Origin of the sequence: Streptomyces sp. NPDC013457 (assembly GCF_043089925.1) — a bacterium.
GTDB lineage: Bacteria > Actinomycetota > Actinomycetes > Streptomycetales > Streptomycetaceae > Streptomyces.
This window is the reverse complement of sequence record NZ_JBICBL010000011.1, coordinates 149939-173558: the sequence shown is the minus strand read 5'-3', so window position 1 is coordinate 173558 and position 23620 is coordinate 149939. Positions and strand designations below refer to the sequence as shown.

The following is a 23620-nucleotide window of genomic DNA, read 5'->3' as shown; positions in this document are numbered from 1 at the left end:
CGTTCCCTACGATGGCGCGGTGACCAGTACCGCACCCGAGACCCTGCAGGGTCAGCGCGCCGTGGAAGAGCCTCCGTCGTGGCAGCAGCGTCTGCGGCGCTTCGGCTACACACCCCCCGCCGGGCGCGCCGCCGGACCGGGGCTGCGGGAGCGTCTCGTACCGCCGTACACGCGCCCCTCGCAGCGGATGTGGTCGCTGCTCGGGCTGTCGCGGGGCGCCGGTGACCGGGTGTGGCGGCTGGCCGCCTGGGGCGGTCCGCTGCTCGTCGCGCTGCTCGCCGGCGTCTTGCGGTTCTGGAACCTGGGCAAGCCGCATGCGGTGATATTCGACGAGACGTACTACGCCAAGGACTCCTGGGCGCTGATCAACCAGGGCTACGAGGGGGCCTGGCCGAAGGACATCGACAAGTCGATCCTGGCCGACCCCGGCTCCGTCCTGATCCCCACCGAGCCGGGCTACGTGGTCCATCCGCCGATGGGCAAGTGGGTCATCGGCCTCGGTGAGAAGATCTTCGACTTCACGCCGTTCGGCTGGCGGTTCATGGTGGCGCTGCTCGGCACGCTGTCCGTGCTGATGCTGTGCCGGATCGGGCGGCGGCTGTTCCGCTCGACGTTCCTGGGGTGTCTGGCCGGTCTGCTGCTCGCGGTCGACGGCCTGCACTTCGTGATGAGCCGGACGGCGCTGCTCGACCAGGTCCTGATGTTCTTCGTGCTCGCCTCGTTCGGCTGCCTCGTCGTGGACCGCGACTGGGCGCGCCGGAAGCTGGCGGGGGCCCTGCCCGTGGACGGGGAGGGAGTCCTGCGGCCGGACGCGGCGGTCGCGGAGACCCTGCGGCTCGGCTGGCGGCCGTGGCGGATCGCGGCGGGGGTGTCGCTGGGGCTCGCGGCGGGGACCAAGTGGAACGGTCTGTACGTGATGGTCGCCTTCGGGCTCCTCACGGTGCTGTGGGACGTGGGCGCCCGGCGTACGGCGGGCGCGTTCCGCCCGTACGCGGCGGTGCTGAGGCGCGACCTGATCCCGGCGTTCGTCTCGGTGGTGCCGGTCGCGATCGCCACGTACCTCGTCACGTGGACGGGCTGGATCGTCACGGACAAGGGGTACTTCCGCAACTGGGCGGCGGAGCAGGACAAGGTGAACGGCGGCGGCTTCTGGTCGTGGCTGCCGGACTGGCTGCGGAGCCTGTGGCACTACGAGAGCGAGGTCTACACGTTCCACGTGGGCCTGAACTCGCCGCACACGTACGAGTCGAACCCCTGGAGCTGGATCGTCCTGGGCCGCCCGGTCTCGTACTTCTACGAGTCCCCGGCCCCCGGCCAGGCCGGCTGCCCGGCGTCGGCGACGGAGAAGTGCGCCCAGGAGGTCCTGGCCCTGGGCACGCCTCTGCTGTGGTGGGCGGCGTGCTTCGCGATCCTGTACGTCCTGTGGCGCTGGTTCTTCCGCCGTGACTGGCGCGCGGGCGCGATCGCGTGCGGAATCGCGGCGGGCTGGCTGCCGTGGTTCCTCTACCAGGAACGCACCATCTTCCTCTTCTACGCGGTGGTCTTCGTCCCGTTCCTCTGTCTCGCGGTGACGATGATGATCGGCGCGATGATCGGCCCCGCGGGTTCCTCGGAAAGGCGCCGGACGTTCGGGGCGGTGGCGGCGGGAGTTCTCGTTCTCCTCATCGTCTGGAATTTCATCTATTTCTGGCCGCTGTACACGGGAACGGCGATTCCGCTGGAGCAGTGGCGCAACCGGATGTGGCTGGACACGTGGGTCTAGCGGGGCGGTAGCGGGGAAAGGGCGCGGCCGACCGGCCGCGCCCTTCTTCTATTCCGCCTGGGCCCACCGCACGGCGGTGCCGTAGGCGAGGTACAGCTCGGGATGCGCTCCGATCGCGATGATCGACACACCCAGCACCCCGTCGGCGCCGTAATGACTCGCCCGATTCTGCATGCTCAGCACGGCTTCCATCGGGGTCCCCCTCTTCTCTCCGGCGGCTATGCCCAGGACGGTGTGGGGATGGGGCGGTGCGTCCAGCGTCGCCGAGTAGAAGCCGATGGCCGTTTCACCGGCGGTCAGCTCCCTCTGCTGCCGTTCTTCGTGTTCCCTCTTCATCTTCCGGTCCATGCCGCCATCCTCTCGCGACGCGCACGCGTGTTCGGCGGATGTCGAGTGACAGCGCCCGGGCCGAGTGCTTGACTGAACGAACCTGTGGGGCTACTGGGGCTTCTGGGGAGGGGACCACAGAGATGCGCAGCGGTGCGAAATTCGCGATCGTCGGCGGAGTCTTCATCGTCGTGGCGGGCGGTGTCGGCTACGGGGGCTACAACCTCTGGCAGGGCGTCAACGGAGGGACCGGCGGGGGTGTTTCCGCCGCCTCGTCGGAGGAGAGACGCTCCGGCCCCGTCACGGAGGACGAAGTCACCGACACGGCCAAGGACTTCCTGGCCGCGTGGGCGGCCGGGGAGTCCGAGCGGGCCGGGCAGCTGACCAACAACCCGGTCGACGCCGGGCCCGTCGTGGCCGGCTTCGCGGAGGGCGCGAAGGTCTCCGAGGCGGAGATCACGCCCGGCGCTCCCGTCGGCCCGAAGGTGCCGTTCACGGTGAAGGCGACCGTCACGTACGACGGGCAGTCCAAGCCCTGGACGTACACCTCCGAACTGACCGTGGTGCGCGGGCTCTCCACCGGGCGGCCGCTCGTGGACTGGAAGCCGGCCGTCATCCACCCCAGGCTCACCAAGGGCGGGACCGTGCGCACCGGCCCCGCGAAGACCGGCGCGATCCAGGCCGTCGACCGCAAGGGCGCCGAGCTGACGGCGGAGAAGTACCCCTCGCTCGGGCCCGTCCTGGAGCAGCTCCGCGAGAAGTACGCGGCGCGGACCGGCGGGGAGCCGGGTGTGGAGACCTGGATCGAGTCGGAGACGGAGAACGTCCCGGACATCACCCTCGTCACCCATGTGAAGGGCAGGCCCGGGCGCCTGGAGACGACCATCGACGCCGCGGCGCAGGCGGCGGCCGAGCGGAGCGTGAAGCAGTACGAGCAGGCGTCGGTGGTGGCGGTCCAGCCGTCCACGGGCGAGATCCGGGCGGTGGCCAACAATCCGGCGACCGGCTTCAACGCGGCGTTCGAGGGCAAGCAGGCCCCCGGTTCCACCCTGAAGATCCTCACCGCGGCGATGCTCCTGGAGAAGGGGCTCGTGACGGCGGACGGGCCCGCGCCGTGCCCGCCGGAGGCCCGCTACTACACCCGTACGTTCCACAACCTCGACAACTTCGCGCTCGGGACCGTCCCCTTCAAGCGGAGCTTCGCCAAGTCCTGCAACACGGCCTTCATCAAGCTGATCGACGACGTGGACGACGACTCCGCGCTCGGCAAGGAGGCCCGGGACGTCTTCGGGATCGGCCTCGACTGGAAGACCGGCGTCGTGACCGCCGACGGGTCGGTCCCCGAGGAGACGCAGGGCGCGGCGGCGGAGCAGTACATCGGTCAGGGCACCGTGCAGATGAACGCCCTCAACATCGCCTCGATCACCGCCACCGCGAAGTACGGCACCTTCAAGCAGCCGTATCTGGTGTCGAAGGAGCTGGACGGGCGGACCTTCGCCCAGGCCTCGCGCTCCCTGCCGGAGTCGGTGTCGAGCCAGCTGCGCGCCATGATGCGGGCGGCGGCGACCGGTGAGGGGACGGCCGCGAAGGCGATGGCCTCGGTCGGCGGGGCCAAGGGCGCGAAGACGGGCTCGGCGGAGGTCGACGGCCAGGCCACCTCCAACAGCTGGTTCTCCGGCTACTCGGACGACCTCGCGGCCGCCGCCGTCGTCCAGTCCGGCGGCCACGGCGGCGACGCGGCGGGGACGGTGGTGGCGAACGTGCTGCGCGCGGGGTGAGACTGCACACCCTCGGGGAATGCAGTCGCGTGGCCCATACACCGAACGCTAGCGTGCGGGCCATGAGCTCTCAGGAACCCCAAGCGCACCCCCGGTTCGCCGACGCCCTGCGGGAGCTGGGCCTCGACGTCGAGATCCGTGGTTTCCCGGACGAGACCCGCACGGCCGCTCAGGCGGCCGAGGCGATCGGCTGCGAGGTGTCCGAGATCGTCAAGTCGCTGATCTTCGCGGCGGACGGCGTCCCCGTACTCGTGCTGATGGACGGCTCCTCGCGGGTCGACGTGGAACGCGTGCGCGCGAAGCTGGGCGCCGGGGCGGTGACGCGGGCCGACGCGAAGGTCGTACGGGAGACGACCGGGTACGCGATCGGCGGCGTCCCGCCGTTCGGGCACCTCACCCGGACACGGGTGCTGGCCGACCGTGGGCTGCTCGACCACGGCGTGGTGTGGGCGGCCGCGGGCACCCCGCACACCGTGTTCGCGCTGGACCCGAAGTCCCTGATCGCCCACGCGGGCGGGGCGCTGGTGGACGTGCGCGAGAGGCCGGCCGCGTGACGCCGCTGGTCGTCACGGCCGTCCTGCTCGCCGCCGTGACGCACGCCGCCTGGAACGCGATGGCCCACACCATCCGCGACCAGCTGCTCTCCTTCACGCTGATATCCGGCGGCGGCGCGCTGATCGGCGGTGTCGCGGCCTTCTTCGTACCGCTGCCGGCGGCCGGGGCGTGGCCGTACCTGGTCGCCTCCGCCGCGCTGCACGTGGGCTACATGGTCCTGCTCATGCGGTCGTTCACACTGGGCGACTTCGGGCAGATGTACCCGATCGCCCGCGGTACGGCTCCGCTGGCCGTGACCGTGCTCGCGGCGGTCTTCGTCGACGAGATCCCCGACGCGTGGCAGCTCACCGGGGTGGCCGTCGCCTGCGCGGGCCTGACGGGCCTGGCTCTCTGGGGCATCCGGGGCTCCGGCCGGCGCCCGGACTGGGCGGCGCTGCTCGCGGCCGGGGCGACGGGCCTTGCCATCGCCGGCTACACCGTCGTCGACGGCGTCGGGGTGCGCGCCTCGGGCACCCCGCTCGGCTACATCGCCTGGCTGATGCTCCTGGAGGGCCTGGCCATCCCGGCGTACGCCCTGTGGACCCGGCGCGCCGCCCTGCTCCCCCAGCTCCGCCCGTACGCCGCGCGGGGGCTCCTCGGCGCGGGCCTGTCGGTCACCGCGTACGGACTGGTCCTGTGGGCCCAGACGAAGGCGCCGCTCGCCCCGATCGCGGCGCTGCGGGAGTCCTCGATCATCGTCGGGGCGGCGATCGGGGCGGTCTTCCTCAAGGAGCGCTTCGGGGGTCCGAGGATCGCGGCGGCCGGGCTGATGGTCGTGGGCATCGGGCTGATGCTGACCACGGCCTGACGCCGGCTGTCAGTGCAGGTCGTGCCGCATCAGGATCCGGGGGTGACCGGCCAGCGCCGAGGCGGTGTCGGCGGCGTGGACGAACCCGGCCCGCTCGAAGTTCTTCCGCAGCCCGGCGTACGCCATGGTCAGATCGACCTTGGCGTCCCCGTTGTCGAGGGGGTACGCCTCGACCGCCGGCGCGCCCTGGGCGCGGGCGAACTCGACCGCCCCGGCGATGAGGGCGTGCGAGATGCCCTTCTTCCGGTGGCCGGGGCGTACCCGCACGCACCAGATCGACCAGACCGGCAGATCGTCGACGTGCGGGATCTTCCGGCTGCGCGCGAACGAGGTGTCCGCCCGCGGCGCCACGGCGGCCCAGCCGACCGGCTCGTCCCCGTCGTAGGCGACGACCCCGGGGGGAACCTTGTCACGGCACAGCCCGGCGACGTACTCGCCCCGGGCCGGCCCGCGCAGCTCGTTGTTGAGCTTGGACGGGATCCGGTAGCTCAGACACCAGCAGACGTTGGACCCGGGCGACTTCGGACCGAGCAGCGTCCGGACGTCCTCGAAGACGGACGCCGGACGAACGTCGATGCTCATGTCTCCACGATGGCACGGTGCACGCGCCGGTGTGGCGCGTACCGCCCCGCGACGGCTCGTCCCTCGGTCGAGGGCGGCTCAGGCCCCCTGGTCGAGGGCCGTGCGGACCGCGCGGACCAGGGCCTGGGCCCGGGGGTCGGCCGTGACGGTCTTGCGCATGCCGTTCGTGACGTAGCCGAACGCGATCGACGACTCCGGGTCGGCGAAGGCCAGGGAGCCGCCCCGGCCCGGGTGGCCGAAGGAGGTGGGGCCGAGGAGCGGGGAGGCCGGGCCGTGGAGCATGTGGCCGAGGCCGAAGCGGGTGCCCACCATCAGGACCCGGTCGGGGCCCGCGGACTCCTCGGTGCGGGCGAGGGTGAGGGTCGCCGGGGCGAAGAGGCGGCGGCCGCCGTCGACCGGGCCGAGGGTCGAGGCGTAGAAGCGGGCCAGCGCGCGGGCCGTGGAGACCCCGGCCGAGCCGGGCAGTTCGGCCGCGCGGTACGCCGGGTCGTTCTCGTCGGGCTTGGGGTCGATCGCCCCGAAGGCGCGCCGGGTCAGGGAGTCGGGGTCGCGGTAGGCCTCGGTGACGGCGCGCTTGGGGCGGAGCTTCAGGGCGCCGCTGTCGGCGGGTTCCCGCTCCTCCACCGGGCCGATGCGGCCGACCCGCGCCTCCTCTTCGGGCGGCAGGCCTATCCAGAGGTCGAGGCCGAGGGGGCGGGCCACCTCCTCGGCGACCCAGCGGCCGATGGTGCGGCCGGTGACCCGGTGGACGAGACCGGAGAGCAGCCAGCTGAAGGTGTGCGCGTGGTAGCCGTGGGCCGTGCCCGGCTGCCAGGCCGGTGCCTGTGCGGCGATCGCCGCCTGGGCGACGGCCGGGTCGATCGCCTGGGGGAGCGTCAGCGGCCGGTCCAGGACCGGTACGCCCGCCCGGTGCGCGAGCAGCTGCCGTACGCTCACCCGCTCCTTGCCGGCGGCCTTGAACTCCGGCCAGTACGTGCCGACCGGCGCGTCCAGGTCGAGCTGGCCGCGCTGGTGGAGCAGCAGCGGTACGGCGGCGGCGACGCCCTTGGTGGCCGAGCGGACGACCTGCGCGGTGTCGACGGCCCACGGGACCTCGCCGTCGACGTCGCGGGTCCCCGCCCACAGGTCGACGACCTTGACGCCGTCGCGGTAGACGGCGACCGCCGCACCCCGCTCGCCGCGCTGCTCGAAGTTGCGCAGGAACGCGTCCCTGACCGGCTCGAATCCCGCCGCCACCGTGCCCCGGACGTCCACGTCCCACACTCCTTCTCGCTCGTACCCCCATGGTGCAACGTCGGTCCCAGGCCGCCGATTCCGGGGGTGGGAACGGTCAGGCGACGGAGCGGGGCACGAAGCCGTACGGGAGTTCCAGGCGGTTGCGCGCCATCAGCTCCTCGTCGGCGAGGACGTCGGCCGTGGGGCCGTCCCCGGCGATCACGCCCTCGCTGAGGATCACCGAGCGCGGGCAGAGCTCCAGGGCGTACGGCAGGTCGTGGGTGACCATGAGGACGGTGACGTCCAGGGAGCGCAGGACGTCCGCGAGCTCGCGCCGGGAGGCCGGGTCGAGGTTGGAGGAGGGCTCGTCCAGGACGAGGATCTCCGGCTCCATCGCGAGGACGGTCGCGACCGCCACCCGCCGCCGCTGCCCGAACGACAGATGGTGGGGCGGCCGGTCCGCGAACTCCGCCATGCCGACGCGTTCCAGAGCCCTGACCACCACCGCCTCGAGGTCGGCGCCCCGCAGCCCCGCGGCCGCCGGGCCGAACGCGACGTCCTCGCGGACGGTCGGCATGAAGAGCTGGTCGTCCGGGTCCTGGAAGACGATCCCGACCCGGCGCCGGATCTCGGCGAGGTTCCGCTTCTCGACCGGCAGCCCGGCGACGGCGACCGTGCCCGCGCCGCCGGTGAGGATGCCGTTGAGGTGGAGGACGAGGGTCGTCTTGCCCGCGCCGTTGGGGCCGAGCAGCGCGACCCGCTCACCGCGTTCGACGGTCAGGTCGACGCCGAACAGGGCCTGGTGGCCGTCGGGGTACGCGTACGCGAGGCCACGGACGTCGAGGGAGGGGGCGGTGGTCATCGGAGGGTCCATCCCAACAGGCAGATCACGAGTGCGGCGGCGGGCAGGGCGGCCGCCCGCGCCCACTGGGTCCGGGTGGCGGTCACCTCGTCGATGACCGGCATGGAGCCCGCGTAGCCCCGGCTGACCATCGCGAGGTGGACGCGCTCACCGCGCTCGTACGAGCGGATGAAGAGCGCACCCGCGGACTTGGCGAGGACGCCCCACTGGCGCACGCCCTTCGCCTCGAAGCCGCGCGAGCGGCGGGCGACGGACATCCGGCGCATCTCGTCCGTGATGACGTCGCCGTACCGGATCATGAAGGAGGCGATCTGGACGAGCAGCGGCGGGAGCTTCAGCCGCTGGAGGCCCAGCAGCAGCTCGCGCAGTTCGGTGGTGGCGGCGAGGAGCACGGAGGCGGCGACACCGAGGGTCCCCTTGGCGAGGACGTTCCAGGCGCCCCACAGGCCGGGGACGGAGACGGAGAGGCCGAGGACCTCCGTCTGCTCTCCCGGGACCACGAAGGGCATCAGGAAGGCGAAGGCCACGAACGGGATCTCGATGAGGAGGCGGCGCAGGACGAACCCGGCCGGGATCCGGGCGTACGCCGCCACGCCTCCGAGCAGGACGGCATAGCCCCCGAAGGCCCAGACCGCCTCGCGGGGCGTGGAGACCACGACCACCACGAAGACGAGGACGGCGGCGAGCTTGGTGTGCGGGGGCAGCCCGTGCACCGGCGAGACCCCCCGCCGGTACAGCTTGTGCGCGTGCCCCGCTCCCATGTCAGACCTGGGCTCCCGAGGAGTTCCTGCGGCGGCGCACTGCCCAGAAGGCCCCGGTGCCGACCGCGAGCGTCACGCCGACGCCGATCACGCCCGCCAGGCCGCCGGACAGCCGGGCGGTCTCGATGCCCTTGACGCCGTAGTCGGCGAGCGGGGAGTCGGCGGCCGCGTGCTCCTCGACGTTCTTGTCGAAGCCCTTGTCGGCGGCGACCTTCTCCAGGCCGTCCGGGCTCGCGGAGGCGTAGAAGGAGACGACGCCGGCGAGGAGCAGCGCGGCGGCCACGCCGCCGAGCCAGAACCTCTTCGGCGAGCGGGCGGCGACCGGCGCGAAGTCGCGGGCCGGCGCGTCGACCAGCTCGCCGCCGACGCGCAGCTTGAGCGGGGCGGTGAGCCCGCGGGCGCCGTACACGAGGTCGGGTCGGACCGCCACGACCGCGCCGACGGTCAGCATGGTGATGGCGGCCTCGCCGATGCCGATGAGGGTGTGCACGCCGACCATGGCGGTGAACACCTTGCCCAGCGGTACGTCGGTGGTGCCGCCGATCGCGTAGACGAGCGTGAAGGCGGCGGCCGCGGCCGGCACGGAGACGAGCGCGGCCACGAAGGAGGCGACGGTCACCGAGCGGCGGGTGCGGGGCAGGACGAGGACGAGTCCGCGGAAGAGCGCGTACGCGACGACGACCGTGACCACGCCCATGACGGTGATGTTCACGCCGAGCGCGGTGAGTCCGCCGTCCGCGAAGAGGATGCCCTGCATCAGCAGGACGACGGCGATGCAGAGCACGCCGGTGTACGGCCCGACGAGTATCGCGGCGAGGGCGCCGCCGAGCAGATGTCCGCTGGTCCCGGCCGCGACCGGGAAGTTCAGCATCTGTACGGCGAAGATGAACGCGGCGACGAGCCCGGCCAGCGGGGCCGCCCTGTCGTCCAGCTCGCGGCGCGCTCCGCGCAGGCTGACGGCTACGGCGCCGGCGGCGACGACACCGGCGACGGCCGATACGGGGGCGTTGATGAATCCGTCAGGTACATGCACGCCCCGAATGATGAATGCTCCTGCAAAGGACTTGCAAGAGCGCACAGGTCACAGAAGAGCGGCTTCCCCCGCGCAGATGAGTGAGAATATGGGACATTAGGGGATACATGAGACGAGTGTGAGGAGTGGCTCGATGTCCCCCACCGCGGAAGGCCATGAGATCCAGGACCACGCCAAGGGCCGGATCATCAGCGACGCCCCTCTCTCCCGCCCCGTCCCGGTCGCCCTCCGCTACGACCCCGGATCCGGCCCCGCCACCGTGCGCTTCGTCTTCCCCGGCAACATCGAGTGGTCCTTCCCGCGCGACCTGCTCGAAACGGGGATGCGGGCCCCGGCCCGCCTCGGCGACGTGAGCGTCTGGCCCTGCGGCCGGGTGCAGACGGTCGTCGAGTTCCACACCGCCGACGGGGTCGCGGTCGTCCAGTTCGACACCACCGCCCTGCTCCGCTTCCTGAAGCACACCTACGCGGTCACCGCCTCGATAGCCCCGTAGAGTTCGGTCGTCATTCCTGACGATCATGGGGGATCCACTTGAGGAAGAGACTGTGGGGGGCGCTGGGCGCCGCCCTTCTGGCCCTGTCCGGGGCATCGGTGTCCGGCACCACGGCGCAGGCCGCGCCCGCCGCGGCGACACCACCGCCGGGAACCAACCTGCAGGTCATGAGCTGGAACATGTGCGGCGTCGAGCGGTGGGGATGCACCGGCACCGGCACCGCCGCTGAGAAGTCCGACGTGGTCAAGCAGTACGTGCAGAGCCACTACGTGCAGGCCGTCCTGCTCCAGGAGGTCTGCGCGAGCGGCCTCGACGACCTGATGACCAAGCTCGGCCCGGGGTGGAGCAAGAGCTTCGCGCCGTACCACTGGTCGCAGAACGGCGTGCGGACCCCGAGCCCCTGCGCGACCGGCGCCGGCTCCGACCCGAACGACCTCGTCGGCACCGCGATCGTGGCCAAGGCCGGTCTCACCGACGCCCAGCAGTACCCGACGACCCAGCCGTGGACCGGTCTGACCCGGCCGTTCCAGTGCGCGACGGCGACGTACTTCGGCGTACGGCTCTGCACCGTGCACGTGTCGACGAAGAACGCCAACCCCGACCACCCCGACTGGGACTACCGCGACGACCAGCTCGCGGAGATCAAGCAGGTCGTCTCCGGCTTCCCGAAGGTGGTCTTCGGCGGCGACTTCAACGCGAGCCCGCCGGACCGGCCGGGCAACCCGGACGTCTGGATCTGGCCGGCCGGCCTCTACTCCCAGGGTGAGGGCACCCCGGGCTACCGGGAGTGCGACCAGCAGGGGGCGGTCCGCGACGGCCGCGACACCCACGACGGCGGCTGGAAGCTCGACCACCTGTTCAGCAGCGAGGCGCGCCGCTGGTGCCTGGTCGCCGACACCCCGCGCTCGGACCACCACGTCCTCGTCGAGAGCGTGACGATCACTCCCCCGGCGGCCTGAGGACCGGTCCGCGGTAGCGCCGAACGCAACCGCGCCGTCATCGTGTCGGTGTCGACACGATGACGGCGCGGTGCCGCGTCGGCTCCCCGTCCCCACAGGTCCCGGCGCGGATCCGGGGCGTCCTCCTCCGCTCAAGGAGTTGTCGCCCCGGAGTTCCTCAGGGGGCTCAGACCCTCACGAGCTCGCGCTCCGGGTCCTGCGGCCCCTCGGCGTCCTTCGCCGCCAGGCCCTCGCCCTCCACGTCCACGTTGGGCAGCGCCCTGTCCAGCCACTTGGGCAGCCACCACGCCTTGTGACCGAGCAGCGCGAGCACCGCCGGCACGATCGCCATGCGGACCACGAACGCGTCGAAGAGGACGGCCACGGCGAGACCGAAGCCGATCATCTTGATCATCTGGTCGGTCATGCCGATGAAGCCGGAGAAGACCGCGATCATGATCACCGCGGCGGCGGTGACCACCCGGGCGCTGTGCCGGAAGCCGGTCACGATCGTCTCGCCGGGCCGCTCCCCGTGGACGTACGCCTCGCGCATCCGGGTGACGAGGAAGACCTCGTAGTCCATGGCCAGACCGAAGACCACACCGACCATGAAGATCGGCATCATCGACATGATCGGGCCGGTCTGCTCGACCCCGAACAGCGAGCCGAGCCAGCCCCACTGGAAGACCGCGACGACCGCGCCGAGGGCGGCGACCACCGAGAGCAGGAAGCCGAGGGCCGCCTTCAGCGGAACGAGGATCGAGCGGAAGACCACCATGAGGAGCAGGAAGGCGAGCCCGACGACCAGCGCCAGGTAGGGCACGAGGGCGTCGTTCATCTTCTGCGAGAAGTCGACGTTCATCGCGGTGGCGCCGGTGACCAGGACGTCGTCGCCGGTCGCGTCCCGGATGTCGTGGACCAGGGTCTCGGTCTCGACCGAGGAGGGGCGGTCCTTCGGGATGACCGTGATCATCGCGGTGTCGCCTGCCTTGTTCGGCGTCGGCTTCGTTACCGCCACGACCCCGTCCAGGCCCTTGATCTCCTTCACGGCGGACTCGGCCGCGGCCTCGTCCCCGTCGACGACGACCATCAGCGGCCCGTTGAATCCGGGGCCGAACCCGTCCGACAGCAGGTCGTACGCCCGGCGCTCGGTGGCGGAGACCGGCTTCGCGCCGTCGTCCGGCAGGCCCATCTCCAGGGAGGCGGCCGGCACGGCGACCGCGCCGAGACCGAGGACACCGACGAGCAGGACCATGACCGGGCGGCGGATGACGAACCGGGCCCAGCGGGTGCCCATGTTGGGCTTGTCGTCGGCCTTCTTCAGCCCCTTGCGCTCCTTGCGGCCCACGACCTTGGTGCCGGCGAAGCCGAGCAGCGCCGGGATCAGGGTGAGCGCGATGAGGACCGCGATCACGACCGTGCCGGCCGCGGCGAAGCCCATCTTCGTCAGCATCGGGATGTTGACGACGGCGAGGCCGACCAGCGCGATCACCACGGTGAGACCGGCGAAGACCACGGCCGAGCCGGCCGTGCCGACCGCACGGCCCGCGGCGTCCTCGCGCTCCCGGCCCTCGGCGAGCTCCGCGCGGTAGCGGGAGACGATGAAGAGGGCGTAGTCGATGCCGACCGCGAGGCCGATCATCATCGCGAGGGTGGAGGTGGTGGAGCCGAGGTCGAGGACGTTCGCGAGCGCCGTGATCGAGGAGACGCCGATGCCGACGCCGATGATCGCGGTGAGCAGCGGAAGCCCCGCGGCGACCAGCGAGCCGAAGGTGATGACGAGCACGATGCCGGCGATGACCACGCCGACGATCTCGCCCGCGCCGGTCTCCGGCATGGTCTGGAGGGCGTCACCGCCGATCTCGACGGTCAGCCCCTTCCCCTGCGCGTCGTGCCCGGTCTTCTGCAGCGCCTCACGCGTCGCGTCGCTCAGCTCCATGCCGGAGACCTTGTAGCTGACGGAGACGTAGGCGGTCGAGCCGTCCTTCGAGACCGCCTGGGCGGTGTACGGGTCGACGACGGAGGCGACCTCGTCGGAGCCGGCCTTCAGCTCGTCGACGACGTCCTGGACCTTGGCCTTGTTGGCCGCGTCGGTCATCTTCTGGCCCTCGGGGGCCTTGAAGACGACGCGGGCGGTGGCCCCGTCGGCGTTGCCGCCGGGGAAGCGCTGCTCAAGAAGGTCGAAGGCCTTCTGGGCCTCGGTACCGGGAATCGAGAAGGAGCTGGAGGTCGCGGCGGGCGCGGTGGCCGCGCCGACTCCGGCGAGCGCGAGCAGCGCCACCCAGAGCAGGGCGACGAGCCGTCGGCGCCGGAAGGCGGAGCGACCCAGCTTGTAGAGGAACGTGGCCACGGGGGCTTACTCCCAATTCGTGGTGGGACAGGGCATGGGGAGCCGGCCCGACGGCGTGAGCGGTTCGACGTCAGGTGGTGCGGGCGGTGCGGGTGGTGCTGTGGGGAGTGTCAGACGCCGAGTGAGGGGAGCACGACGGCGTTGACGTAGTCGGTGATGAAGGCGCGGTCGATCGGCTGGTCCTCGATCAGCGGACGGGCGACGAACGCCCCGATGATCATGTGCGGGACGAATTTCAGTGCCGGGTTGTCGGCCCTGATCTCGCCCCGTGCCACCGCTCGCTCCAGGGTGACGCGCAGGTTGCTCATCTCGGGTTCGATGAGCAGTTCGCGCAGCGCCTGGTGCAGGTCGGGGTTGGCGTGGACCGCCTGGGCGAGGCCGCGCATCAGCGCGGTGTCCTTCTCCATCTGGCAGTCGTCGGTCAGCTCCATGATCGCCTGGAAGTCGCCGCGCAGGGTGCCCGTGTCGATCTGGGCGAGCTTGATGGGCTTGTTGTCGCGCAGTGCCGTGGCGACCAGCTCGGGCTTGCTCCCCCACTGGCGGTAGAGGGTGGCCTTGCTGGAGCGGGTGCGGGCGGCGACGGCGTCCATGGTGAGGGCGTCGTAGCCGACCTCGCGCAGGAGGTCGAGCACGGCTCCGTACAGCTCGGACTCACGTTCTGGGGTGAGCCTGCTGCCTGCCATGACCGGTCTCCATCCGAACGAAACGGTTTCGTACACCTCGAAGGTACCCCGGCCCTCAGCGAAACGAAACCGTTTCGTACGTGTCCTGCACCACAGCGCCCCAGGGCCATCGGCCCCGGACCGCGCGAACCAAGCCGACCGGGAGGCGAAAGCCCGTACGAGTTGCCGCACCCCATCAGGGTGGAAAGCATTGGGGGGTGAGTGACGACGCCGCGTATCTCCGCTACCCGCACCTCCACGACGACCTGCTGTGCTTCGCGGCCGAGGACGACCTCTGGGTCGCACCCCTCGTGCCCGACGGCCACCGCCCCGGCCGGGCCTGGCGGGTCACCGTCGACCGGACCCGGGTCGGCCACCCCCGCTTCTCGCCCGACGGCCGCCACATCGCGTACACGACCTGGCGCAGCCTCGACCCCGAGATCCACCTCGCGCCGGTCGAGGGCGGCCCCTCACGACGGCTCACCTACTGGGGTTCCACCGACACCCGGGTCTGCTCCTGGTCCCCGGAGGGCGACATCCTCGCCGTCTCCTCGCACGGCCAGCCCTTCTCGTACTTCTCCTGGGCCTACACCGTCCCCACCGACGGCTCCCCCGGCGGCCGGATGCCCTGGGGTCCCGTCTCCGACATCGCCGTGGCCGACCTCGACGGCGAGCGCCGCACGCTCCTCCTCACCGGCAAGCCGCCGCACGAGCCGGCCTCCTGGAAGCGCTACCGCGGCGGAGCCACCGGCCGGCTCTGGCTGCACGGCGAGCAGCTGCTGCCGGACATCGGCGGTCACCTCGACGCGCCGATGTTCGTGGCCGGCCGGATCGCCTTCCTCTCCGACCACGAGGGCGTCGGCAACCTCTACTCCTGCCTGCCCGACGGCACCGATCTGCGCCGCCACACCGACCACGACGCCTTCTACGCCCGGCACGCCTCCAGCGACGGACGGCGCGTGGTCTACCAGTGCGCCGGCGACCTGTGGATCGTCGACGACGTGACCGCCCCCGACTCCGTCCCGCGCAGGCTGGAGGTGCGGCTCGGCGGCCCGCGCGCCGGTCGGCGGCACTACCAGGTCCCGGCCGCCAACCACGTGGACGCCCTCTCCGTCGACGAGACGGGGCGGGCGAGCGCGGTCTCGGTCCGCGGCAGCCTGTACTGGCTCACCCACCGCGACGGCCCGGCCCGCACGATCACCGACACCCCGGGCGTACGGGTCCGGCTGCCCGAGATGCTGGGCAGCAGCGGCCAGGTCGCGTACGTCACCGACGCCGAGGGCGAGGACGCCGTCGAGATCGCGTACCTGCCGCGTGCGAGCGGGGAACGGGAGCCGCGCCGGCTGGCCTCGGGCGAGCTGGGCCGGATCGAGGAGATGATCTCCGACCCGGAGGGCGAGCGCCTCGCGATCGCGTCCCACGACGGCCGGCTGCTGCTCCTCGACACGGCCGAGGAGTCCACCGGCGAGGTCACCGAGCTGATCCGCTCGATCAACGGACCGGTGCGCGATCTCGCCTTCTCCCCCGACGGGTCCTGGCTGACCTGGGCACACCCGGGGATCGGCCGTTCGCTGCGGCAGATCAAGATGGCCCGGATCGCCGGCCCGGGCCCCCGGACGATCGTCGACGTCACCAACGGCCGCTTCGAGGACGAGAATCCGGTCTTCACCCGCGACGGCCGCTACCTCGCCTTCCTCTCCTGGCGAGGCTTCGACCCGGTGTACGACGTGCACACCGGCGACCTCTCCTTCCCGCTGGGCTGCCGCCCCTATCTCGTACCGCTCTCCTCCGCCACGCCCTCCCCCTTCGCGCTGCTGCCGGACGGCCGGCCCGCGGCGGGCGGGCTCGACCCGACCGAGACCGACGCCGAGGTCGCGGACGGCGAGGGCACCACGATCGTGGAGGTCGAGGGGCTCGCGGACCGGGTCACGCCCTTCCCCGTCTCCGCGTCCAAGTACTCGGCGATGCACCCGGTCAGCGGCGGCGGCCTCGTCTGGCTGCGCTGGCCGATCTCGGGCGCGCTCGGCGAGACCTTCGCCAATCCGGCCGACACCACGGGCCGGCCGACGCTGGAGTACTTCAACATCACCAAGGCCCGCAAGACCGAACTGGTGCAGCACCTGGACTGGTTCGCGGTCAGCGGCGACGACTCACGGCTCGTCGTGGTCGACGAGGGCGAACTGCGGGCGGTGCCGGCGACGGAGCCCGGGGACGGCGACTCGACCGTCTACATCGACCTGCGGCGGATCCTGCACGAGGTCGACCCGGAGGCCGAGTGGCGGGGTGCCTACGACGAGGCGGGCCGGATCGTCCAGGCCTACTTCTGGGACCCGGACATGTGCGGCGTGGACTGGCCGGGCGTGCTCGACCAGTACCGTCCGCTGGTCGAACGGGTCGCCTCCCCCGACGACTTCACCGATCTGCTGCGCGAGGTGATGGGCGAGCTGGGCACCTCGCACGCCTACGTGACACCCGCGCGCCGCAACGAGGGACCGCCGCACTACCAGCGACCGATGGGTCTGCTCGGCGCCAACCTCGTCCCCCGGGACGGGGGTTGGATGGTCAAGCGGATCCTGCCGGGCGACTCGTCGGACTCCAAGGCCCGGTCGCCGCTCGCGGGCACGGGGATCCGCGAGGGCGCGGTCCTCACCCATGTGGACGGCCGCCCGGTGGACCCGGTGACGGGACCGTACCCCCTGCTGTCCTCCTCGGGCGGTACGACCGTCGAGCTGACGTTCCGGCCCGCGGAGGGCGAGGGACGCGCGCGCCGCGTGGCGATCGTGCCGCTGATCGACGACCGCCCGCTGCGCTACCAGGACTGGGTGGCCAAGCGGCGTGCGGTGGTACGGGAGGTCAGCGGCGGCAGGTGCGGCTACCTGCACATCCCCGACATGGGCGGCTCGGGCTGGGCGCAGTTCAACCGCGACCTGCGGATGGAGGTCTCACGGCCCGCCCTGATCGTGGACGTGCGCGGCAACGCCGGCGGCCACATCAGCGAACTCGTCGTGGAGAAGCTGACCCGCAAGATCCTGGGCTGGGACCTGACGCGCAACGCCCAGCCGGTGTCGTACTCCTCGAACGCCCCGCGCGGTCCGGTCGTCGCGCTCGCGGACGAGGCGACGTCCTCGGACGGTGACATGATCACGGCCGCGTTCAAGCTGCTCGGGCTGGGGCCGGTGATCGGTCAGCGGACGTGGGGCGGGGTGGTCGGCATGACGGGCCGGCACCGGCTGGGCGACGGCACGCAGATCACGGTGCCGATGAACGCGGCCTGGTTCCCCGAGTACGGCTGGTCGGTGGAGAACCAGGGCGTGGCCCCGGACCTGGCGATCCTGCGGACCCCGCTGGACTGGGCCGAGGGCCGGCACGCCCAGCTGGACGACGCGGTCGAGGTGGCGCTCGCCCTGCTGGCGGAGACCCCGGCCGCGACTCCGCCCGGCTACGACGACGTGCCCGACCGCTCCCGCCCGAAGCTCCCCCCGAGGGACGCCGGGGCCGGGGGCAGGGACGGGGACGGGGGCAGGGACGGGGACGGGGACGGGACCAGCACGCCCAGGTCCAGCTCGTAGGCGATGCCCCGCAGGCCGCCGTCGAGCGTCACGCCTCCCACGGCACCGAAGCCGACCCGGGCGAGCACCGCCCGGGACGGCACGTTGTCGAGCGCGGCCGTGGCGATCAGCCGCCGCAGCCCGTACTCCTCGGCGGCCAGCCGGCACACCTCCCGTACGCCGCGGGTGGCGAGCCCGCGCCCGGTCGCCTTCTCGGCCACCCGGTAGCCGAGTTCGGCGCCGCCGTCGGCCACGTCGACGAGGTTGAACCGTCCGAGGACCTCGCCGCCGTCCCCCACGAGCACATGGAAGAGGATTCCCCCGGTCCGCTGCTCGTCCAGGAGCGCCTGGTGGCGCGCGGCGAACTCCTCGAAGTACGCGTCGCCCCGGTCGGGCACATGGGCGGCGAAGTACGCGCGGTTCTCCCGCTCGAACGCGAGGAGCGCGGGCGCGTGGTCGGCTCGGAGCAGCTGCAGTAAGGGCATGGGATCACCGTACGGTGCAGCTCCGCGCGACCGCCCGGAATATGGGAACGCGAAAGGCGCACCCGGCGTCCCGGGTGCGCCTTCGGAGGACGGACGTCAGGCGTCGTAGTCCATGTCGAGGCGGTCCTGGCCCTCCTGCTGGGACCGGCGCTGCTCCTCCTCGGAGGGGCGGCCCTTGGCCCGGGAGGCGCGCTCGGACGCTTCGTCCCTCGCCCTGCCCATCTTCTGCTTCGCCTGCTCGGCGGCCTGCTTCGCCTTGTCCTCGTACTGGTCTCGCATGCCCATGAAGGTTCACTCCTAGAAGGGTGTGAGGGGAACGGGGCGGCTCGCCCCTTGGGCCTCGACCAGCGTGGCATGACGGAACATTCCGCGCATTTCGATCAGTTACGGACCGTCACACCCTTCCGGAGCGGGCCTGTTCGTCCGCCGCGCCGCCTGCCCCGACGAGGCCCTTGGAGACCCCCGCGAGGCGGGGTTCGAAGTGCTTCATCTCGCGCTGCCCGACCGTGGCGATGATCCCGGGCAGGTAGCCGCGCGTGGACTGCATCCCGCGAAGCCACCACTGGGCGTACACATGCGCCGAGCGGCGCTCGATGCCCGCCACGATCCGGTCCACGGCCGGGCCCAGGGGGTACGTGCGGTTCGACGGCCAGGGCAGCCGCTGCCGGAGCTCCTTCATCACGTCGTCCTGGTCCGCGCCCCGCACCATGTCGGTGTCGGTCCAGGAGAGGTAGCCGACGCCGACCTTCACTCCCTTGTGGGCGACCTCGGCGCGCAGGCTGTGGGCGAAGGCCTCGACGCCCGACTTGGAGGCGCAGTACGCCGTCATCATCGGCGCCGGGGTCATCGCGGCGAGCGAGGCGATCTGCAGGAAGTAGCCGCGCGACTCCATCAGGACGGGCAGGAACGCCCGCCCCGTCACCGCGCCGCCGATGAGGTTGACCTCGATGACCCGCCGCCAGGCGACGGGGTCGGAGTCCACGAACGGACCGCCCGCGGCGACCCCCGCGTTGGCGACCACGATGTCGACCTTGCCGAAGCGCTCCTTGACCTCGGCCGCGACCGTGGCCATCGCCTCGTGGTCGGTGACGTCCGCGTGCCACCAGTCGGCCTCGGTGTGCAGCCGGCCGGCGACCTGCTTCAGCTCCTCCGGCTCCAGGCCGACCAGCGCGATCTTCGCGCCGCGCGCGGAGAGCTTGCGGGCGAGGAGTTCGCCGACCCCCCGGGCCGCTCCGGTCACGACGGCGACCTGGCCCTCCAGACTGACCCTGCTCATGCCGCACCCTCCTTCTGGTCCCCGTGCGCCTGAGCCGGGACCTGGACCTGTTGCTGCGCCTGTTCCTGGGCAGGTACCCGATCCTGAGCCGGTACCTGTTCCTGCGTCTGTTCCCGTACGTACGTGGTGACGAGTTCCCTGATCCGGGCCGTCACGACCTCCGGCGCCTCCACCGGTGTCATGTGGCCCATACCGGCCAGCTCGTCGAGCCCCACGCACCGCGGCAGCGCGGCGGCCAGGGCACGGGAGTGCACGGGCGGCGTGAGCCGGTCGGCCGTTCCGGCGATCACCGCCACGGGCAGCTCCAACTCCCGTACGTCCGCGTCGAGATCGAGCTCGGCGAGGACCTGCGACCAGGCCACCCGCGGGCGGCGCGGGCAGGCGTGCACGATCCGGGCACAGGTGTCGACCCGCTCGGGCGCGGAACCCGGCCCCATCGTCGCGTACTTGAGGATCTTCCGGGAGACCGGAGTGACCGGTCCGAGCGGCGCCCTCGCTCCCAGGATCCACCCGGTCAGCCTGGTCCGCAGTCCGCCGGCCCGCAGCGGGACGACGAGGGACTCCGCCACCAGCCGGGACGGCCCGGTGGAGCAGAGCAGGGCCGCGGCCGCGTGCTCCCGGAAGGCCGGGCGCGTGGCGGCCGCCATCAGGGTCATGCCGCCCATGGAGTGCCCTGCGAGGACCGCACGCTCGCCCGGGTGGAGGGTCGCGCCGAGCACGGCCTCCAGGTCGTCGGCGAGCGCCCGCGTCGAGTAGCCGGACGGGCCGGCCGGGGCGGGGGTGCGGCCGTGGCCACGCTGGTCGTAGGCGATGACCTTGTGATCCCGGGCGAGCTCCCGTATCTGCTCGGCCCAGAATCCGATCGAGCAGGTCCAGCCGTGGGAGAGGACGACGGCCGGGGCGTCCTCGGGGCCGTACACCTCGGCGTGGACGCGGGCGCCGTCGGCCGAGACGGCGACGACCTCGCGCGGATGCGGCAGCGATCCCGTACGGGACCCGAAGAGGCGGCTCACTTCACCGTCTCCTTCTTCCGCGACGCGGACCCGGACGCGCCGCGGCGCCCCGCCGGAGCCTTCTCGGCGACCGCCGGCCTCAGCACCTCGTACTCCGCGAGGTCCACCCGACGCGTCTCGCGCCGGAACTCACCGGTCGTGCCCGGCCAGAGCGTCGTGTTGCGGCCGTTGGCGTCCAGGTACCAGCTGTCGCAGCCGCCCGACTTCCACACGGTCCGCTCCATCCGGTCCTGCACCTTGCGGTTCCAGGCGCCGACGGCGGACGGCCGGGCGGCGAGGGCGGCGCGCCCTCCGAGGACGTCGAGCTGGCGCAGATAGTCGGCCATGTAGTTCAGCTGGGACTCGATCATGAGGATCATGGAGGAGTTCCCCAGGCCCGTGTTGGGCCCGATGATCGTCATCCAGTTGGGGAAGCCGTCGACGGTCGCGCCGCGCAGCGACTGCACCCCGTCCTTCCACGCCTCGGAGAGCCGGACGCCGTCCGCGCCGACGACGCGGTCGGCGATCGGCATGTCGGTCACGTGGAAGCCCGTACCGAAGACGATCGCGTCGACCTCGGTCTCCGTCCCGTCGGCGGCCACGACGGTCGAGCCGCGCACCTCGCGCAGCCCGGAGGCGACGACGTCCACGTTGGGCTCGGCGAGCGCCGGGTAGTACGCGTTGGAGAGCAGGATGCGCTTGCAGCCGATGCGGTACGACGGGGTCAGCTTGGCCCGCAGCGCCGGGTCCTTGATCGACTTGGCCATGTTGGCCTTGGCGAGCGACTCGACGAGGCCGAGCTCGCCCGGGCGCTTGGTGAAGGCGCTGACCTGGAGCTCACGGATGCCCCAGAGCAGCCCGCGGCGCGCGGTCCCGGTGAAGGGGAGGGTGCGGTGGAGCCAGCGCTCGGCGCCCGTGATGGCGCGGTCCATGCGGGGCATGACCCACGGCGGGGTGCGCTGGAAGAGCGTCAGCCTGCCGACCTGGGGCTGGATCGCGGGGACGATCTGGATGGCGGAGGCACCGGTGCCGACCATCGCGACGCGCTTGCCGGCGAGGTCGTAGTCGTGGTCCCACTGCGCGGAGTGGAAGACCTTGCCGGGGAAGTCCGCGAGTCCCGGGATGTCGGGGATCTTCGGGTCGGAGAGCGGGCCGGTCGCCGAGACGATCACGTCGGCGGTGAAGGCGCCCTGGCTGGTCTCGATCTCCCAGCGCAGTCCGTCGGCGTCCCAGCGCATCTCCGTCACCTCGTGGTTCAGCCGCAGGTGCGGGCGGAGCCGGAAGGTGTCGGTGACGTGCTCCAGGTACGCGCGGATGTGGCGCTGTCCGGAGAAGGTGCGGGGCCAGTCGGGGTTGGGCGCGAAGGAGAAGGAGTACAGGTGGGACGGGACGTCGCAGGCGCAGCCGGGATAGCTGTTGTCGCGCCAGGTGCCGCCGACGGAGTCGGCACGCTCCAGGACGACGAAGTCGGTGATCCCCTCGCGGCGCAGCCGGACGGCCGCCCCGAGTCCACCGAATCCCGATCCGATCACCACCACGCGTACGTGCTCGTGCTTCGCCATGCCGCCTCCTGTGCGCCCGGCCCGTGCCTACGACCAAGATTCCGCCAGCAATCACTGGCACAGTCGGGACTGTAGAGCAGCGGCATACCGAGCGGTAGGGGGCGGACGAGGGAAAGTTACCGGCGGTACAACATAGGCTGGCGGGCGTGGCAGACCGATCGGAAGACGTGAAGGGCGTACGCGAGTACCGCATGGACGAGCTCGCGGCGGCGGCCGGCATCACCGTGCGCACCCTGCGCTTCTACCGCGAGCGCGGGCTGATCGCGCCGCCCCGCCGCGAGGGCCGCATCGCCTGGTACGACGACCACCACCTGGCCAAACTCCGCACGATCAGCGCCCTGCTCGAACGCGGCCACACCCTCAACGGCATCGCCGACCTCAACACCGCCTTCGAGAGCGGCAAGGACGTCAGCGAGGTCCTCGGCCTCGGCGAACCGACCGAGGAGGAGCCGATCCGGCTCACCCCCCAGGAGCTGGCCGACTACTTCACGGACGAGGTCACGCCCGAGAACCTGCTCGCCGCCCTCGACCTCGGCTATCTCGCCACCGACGGCGACGCCATCGTCCACATCAGCCGGCGGCTGCTCGACGTCTCCGCGGCCCTGGTCAAGGAGGGCATCCCGCTCGCCGCCGTCCTGGAGGCCGGACGGGCGGTCCGCGAACACGCGGACGCGCTGGCAGGACTCTTCACCGAACTCCTGCGCGCCCACGCGGAGGAGAAGGACATCCAGCGGCTGCGCCCGCTCGCCAAGAGCGTGGTCGAGGCCGAACTCTCGATGGCCCTGGACCGCCGCCTGCGCGAGCCCTGATCCCGCCCCTGTCTCCCCCGTGGCCTCCCGTCCGGGCTCCTTTCGGACCTCCGCCGGGCTCCCGTCCGGGCTCCCTCATGACCGGGTGACAGGTTCTTCGACAGTTCTTCACGACCTCCGTCCTACGGTCGGTCCGCCCACCGCGCCCGCGGCCGGGCGCGACAGGAGGAGCGGGAGAACCGATGAGGACGACGAACCGGGTGCTGACGGCCGCCGCCGCATCCGTCATGGCCCTCGCGCTGACCGGATGCGGCAGCGACGACGGAGGGTCGAAGGTCCCGACCGCCGGGGGCGCCACCACTGCGTCCTCCGCGAGCGGGGGTGGCGCAGACGGCCAGGGTCCGGGCGCCGCGGACGGCGAACTCGCCGCCTACCTCGACGGCAAGCGCGCCTTCGTGAAGTGCCTGCGCGAGAACGGGATCGACGCGCCCGACCCGGACGCGAAGGGCCGGATCGACTTCGGCGACACCGCCGCGCTGAAGAAGAACCCGGCGTTCCTGAAGGCCTCGCAGACGTGCGCCCCGCTCAACCCGCCCGTGCCCGAGAGCGTCGAGAAGAGCCTCGCGCCGAAGCTCTCGCCGGAGCAGATCGAGGTACGGCGCGAGTACGCCGACTGCATGCAGAAGAACGGCGCACCCGACTTCCCCGAGCCCGGACCCGACGGGAACGTCTACGGCGACGCCCAGTGGGACCAGACGTCGGCGGCGGCCAAGCGGGCCACCCGCACCTGCGCCCCGATCATCGGCGCCCCGGCCGACCAGGGACCGGGCAAGGGCTGACCGC

The 23620-nt window shown here is 72.0% G+C and carries 21 protein-coding genes and 1 pseudogene; 9 read left to right on the top strand and 13 right to left on the bottom strand.

The features are described from left to right. The first annotated feature begins 19 nt into the window (after positions 1–19). A complete protein-coding gene (locus tag ACF1G2_RS28115; RefSeq protein ID WP_391800969.1) occupies positions 20–1762 on the top strand; it encodes a dolichyl-phosphate-mannose--protein mannosyltransferase in 1743 nt (580 codons plus the stop codon). Between the two features lie 48 nt (positions 1763–1810). Here ACF1G2_RS28115 and ACF1G2_RS28110 read toward each other — a convergent pair whose 3' ends face one another. After that, positions 1811–2110 (bottom strand): hypothetical protein, encoded by a 300-nt coding sequence (locus ACF1G2_RS28110; protein WP_391800968.1) that lies wholly within the window; start codon positions 2108–2110, stop codon positions 1811–1813. Positions 2111–2232: 122 nt separating this feature from the next. On the opposite strand from ACF1G2_RS28110, the gene ACF1G2_RS28105 reads away from it, so the two are divergent. The 3 genes from ACF1G2_RS28105 to ACF1G2_RS28095 all read left to right on the top strand — a co-directional run bounded on the left by ACF1G2_RS28105 (position 2233) and on the right by ACF1G2_RS28095 (position 5269). After that, the gene (locus tag ACF1G2_RS28105; protein ID WP_391800967.1) at positions 2233–3867 is read left to right on the top strand and encodes a penicillin-binding transpeptidase domain-containing protein; all 1635 of its coding nucleotides are present in this window, start codon (positions 2233–2235) and stop codon (positions 3865–3867) included. 62 nt (positions 3868–3929) lie between these two features. Continuing rightward, entirely contained in the window at positions 3930–4421 is a 492-nt protein-coding gene (locus ACF1G2_RS28100) for a YbaK/EbsC family protein (RefSeq protein ID WP_391800966.1), read from the top strand. Then, positions 4418–5269 carry an EamA family transporter gene (locus tag ACF1G2_RS28095; protein ID WP_391800965.1) on the top strand — a complete coding sequence of 284 codons (852 nt, stop codon included), beginning with the start codon at positions 4418–4420 and terminating at the stop codon, positions 5267–5269. The genes ACF1G2_RS28100 and ACF1G2_RS28095 overlap by 4 nt, the downstream gene beginning before the upstream one ends. 9 nt (positions 5270–5278) lie before the next feature. On the opposite strand, the gene ACF1G2_RS28090 is transcribed toward ACF1G2_RS28095, so the two are convergent. From ACF1G2_RS28090 to ACF1G2_RS28070, 5 genes are all read right to left on the bottom strand, one after another. Next, the gene (locus ACF1G2_RS28090; RefSeq protein WP_391800964.1) at positions 5279–5851 is read right to left on the bottom strand and encodes a GNAT family N-acetyltransferase; all 573 of its coding nucleotides are present in this window, start codon (positions 5849–5851) and stop codon (positions 5279–5281) included. 78 nt (positions 5852–5929) lie between these two features. Continuing rightward, positions 5930–7105, bottom strand: a complete 1176-nt coding sequence (locus ACF1G2_RS28085; protein ID WP_391800963.1) for a serine hydrolase domain-containing protein — start codon at positions 7103–7105, stop codon at positions 5930–5932. A gap of 76 nt (positions 7106–7181) precedes the next feature. Continuing rightward, positions 7182–7928 carry an energy-coupling factor ABC transporter ATP-binding protein gene (locus ACF1G2_RS28080; protein ID WP_391800962.1) on the bottom strand — a complete coding sequence of 249 codons (747 nt, stop codon included), beginning with the start codon at positions 7926–7928 and terminating at the stop codon, positions 7182–7184. Next, complete coding sequence (gene cbiQ, locus ACF1G2_RS28075) at positions 7925–8689, bottom strand: cobalt ECF transporter T component CbiQ (RefSeq protein ID WP_391800961.1); 765 nt, start codon at positions 8687–8689, stop codon at positions 7925–7927. The genes ACF1G2_RS28080 and cbiQ overlap by 4 nt, the downstream gene beginning before the upstream one ends. 1 nt (position 8690) lies before the next feature. Next, positions 8691–9722, bottom strand: coding sequence for an energy-coupling factor ABC transporter permease (locus tag ACF1G2_RS28070; protein WP_391800960.1), 1032 nt, complete (start codon positions 9720–9722; stop codon positions 8691–8693). 133 nt (positions 9723–9855) lie between these two features. Between ACF1G2_RS28070 and ACF1G2_RS28065 the strand changes: the two genes are divergently transcribed. Together ACF1G2_RS28065 and ACF1G2_RS28060 are read left to right on the top strand one after the other, a co-directional pair. Beyond that, on the top strand, positions 9856–10215 hold the full coding sequence (locus ACF1G2_RS28065) for an SsgA family sporulation/cell division regulator (RefSeq protein WP_391800959.1): 360 nt from the start codon (positions 9856–9858) through the stop codon (positions 10213–10215). 38 nt (positions 10216–10253) lie between these two features. Next, positions 10254–11174, top strand: coding sequence for an endonuclease/exonuclease/phosphatase family protein (locus ACF1G2_RS28060; protein WP_391800958.1), 921 nt, complete (start codon positions 10254–10256; stop codon positions 11172–11174). Positions 11175–11340: 166 nt separating this feature from the next. Here ACF1G2_RS28060 and ACF1G2_RS28055 read toward each other — a convergent pair whose 3' ends face one another. Further along, on the bottom strand, positions 11341–13503 hold the full coding sequence (locus tag ACF1G2_RS28055) for an MMPL family transporter (protein ID WP_391800957.1): 2163 nt from the start codon (positions 13501–13503) through the stop codon (positions 11341–11343). 110 nt (positions 13504–13613) lie between these two features. Further along, complete coding sequence (locus tag ACF1G2_RS28050) at positions 13614–14186, bottom strand: TetR/AcrR family transcriptional regulator (RefSeq protein ID WP_391800956.1); 573 nt, start codon at positions 14184–14186, stop codon at positions 13614–13616. A gap of 197 nt (positions 14187–14383) precedes the next feature. Here ACF1G2_RS28050 and ACF1G2_RS28045 point away from each other — a divergent pair, with 197 nt between their 5' ends. Continuing rightward, complete coding sequence (locus tag ACF1G2_RS28045; protein WP_391800955.1) at positions 14384–17734, top strand: S41 family peptidase; 3351 nt, start codon at positions 14384–14386, stop codon at positions 17732–17734. On the opposite strand, the pseudogene ACF1G2_RS28040 reads toward ACF1G2_RS28045, so the two are convergent. The 5 genes and pseudogenes from ACF1G2_RS28040 to ACF1G2_RS28020 all read right to left on the bottom strand — a co-directional run. After that, a pseudogene (locus ACF1G2_RS28040) lies at positions 17719–18198 on the bottom strand (GNAT family N-acetyltransferase); the annotation flags it as partial. The gene ACF1G2_RS28045 and the pseudogene ACF1G2_RS28040 sit on opposite strands and share 16 nt — an antisense overlap. Positions 18199–18294: 96 nt before the next feature. Next, positions 18295–18483, bottom strand: a complete 189-nt coding sequence (locus ACF1G2_RS28035; RefSeq protein ID WP_352188447.1) for a hypothetical protein — start codon at positions 18481–18483, stop codon at positions 18295–18297. 109 nt (positions 18484–18592) lie between these two features. Then, positions 18593–19474: an SDR family oxidoreductase gene (locus ACF1G2_RS28030; RefSeq protein ID WP_391800954.1), complete on the bottom strand. Its 882-nt coding sequence runs from the start codon at positions 19472–19474 to the stop codon at positions 18593–18595. Then, positions 19471–20487, bottom strand: coding sequence for an alpha/beta fold hydrolase (locus ACF1G2_RS28025; protein ID WP_391800953.1), 1017 nt, complete (start codon positions 20485–20487; stop codon positions 19471–19473). Before ACF1G2_RS28025 ends, ACF1G2_RS28030 begins: the two co-directional genes overlap by 4 nt. Beyond that, a complete protein-coding gene (locus ACF1G2_RS28020) occupies positions 20484–22028 on the bottom strand; it encodes a flavin-containing monooxygenase (protein ID WP_391800952.1) in 1545 nt (514 codons plus the stop codon). Before ACF1G2_RS28020 ends, ACF1G2_RS28025 begins: the two co-directional genes overlap by 4 nt. Positions 22029–22219: 191 nt before the next feature. Here ACF1G2_RS28020 and ACF1G2_RS28015 point away from each other — a divergent pair, with 191 nt between their 5' ends. Beyond that, positions 22220–22837, top strand: coding sequence for a MerR family transcriptional regulator (locus ACF1G2_RS28015; RefSeq protein WP_352188544.1), 618 nt, complete (start codon positions 22220–22222; stop codon positions 22835–22837). A 182-nt stretch (positions 22838–23019) separates the two neighbouring features. Next, on the top strand, positions 23020–23616 hold the full coding sequence (locus ACF1G2_RS28010) for a hypothetical protein (RefSeq protein WP_391800951.1): 597 nt from the start codon (positions 23020–23022) through the stop codon (positions 23614–23616). Positions 23617–23620 lie beyond the last annotated feature (4 nt).

Bases quoted from the DNA above. Each gene is read 5' to 3' on its own strand.
- ACF1G2_RS28100 (WP_391800966.1), top strand. From the start codon at position 3,930: ATGAGCTCTCAGGAACCCCAAGCGCACCCCCGGTTCGCCGACGCCCTG.
- cbiQ (WP_391800961.1), bottom strand. From the start codon at position 8,689: ATGGGAGCGGGGCACGCGCACAAGCTGTACCGGCGGGGGGTCTCGCCG.
- ACF1G2_RS28105 (WP_391800967.1), top strand. From the start codon at position 2,233: ATGCGCAGCGGTGCGAAATTCGCGATCGTCGGCGGAGTCTTCATCGTC.
- ACF1G2_RS28065 (WP_391800959.1), top strand. From the start codon at position 9,856: ATGTCCCCCACCGCGGAAGGCCATGAGATCCAGGACCACGCCAAGGGC.
- ACF1G2_RS28080 (WP_391800962.1), bottom strand. From the start codon at position 7,928: ATGACCACCGCCCCCTCCCTCGACGTCCGTGGCCTCGCGTACGCGTAC.
- ACF1G2_RS28015 (WP_352188544.1), top strand. From the start codon at position 22,220: ATGGACGAGCTCGCGGCGGCGGCCGGCATCACCGTGCGCACCCTGCGC.
- ACF1G2_RS28030 (WP_391800954.1), bottom strand. From the start codon at position 19,474: ATGAGCAGGGTCAGTCTGGAGGGCCAGGTCGCCGTCGTGACCGGAGCG.
- ACF1G2_RS28020 (WP_391800952.1), bottom strand. From the start codon at position 22,028: ATGGCGAAGCACGAGCACGTACGCGTGGTGGTGATCGGATCGGGATTC.
- ACF1G2_RS28090 (WP_391800964.1), bottom strand. From the start codon at position 5,851: ATGAGCATCGACGTTCGTCCGGCGTCCGTCTTCGAGGACGTCCGGACG.
- ACF1G2_RS28050 (WP_391800956.1), bottom strand. From the start codon at position 14,186: ATGGCAGGCAGCAGGCTCACCCCAGAACGTGAGTCCGAGCTGTACGGA.
- ACF1G2_RS28010 (WP_391800951.1), top strand. From the start codon at position 23,020: ATGAGGACGACGAACCGGGTGCTGACGGCCGCCGCCGCATCCGTCATG.
- ACF1G2_RS28110 (WP_391800968.1), bottom strand. From the start codon at position 2,110: ATGGACCGGAAGATGAAGAGGGAACACGAAGAACGGCAGCAGAGGGAG.
- ACF1G2_RS28035 (WP_352188447.1), bottom strand. From the start codon at position 18,483: ATGGGCATGCGAGACCAGTACGAGGACAAGGCGAAGCAGGCCGCCGAG.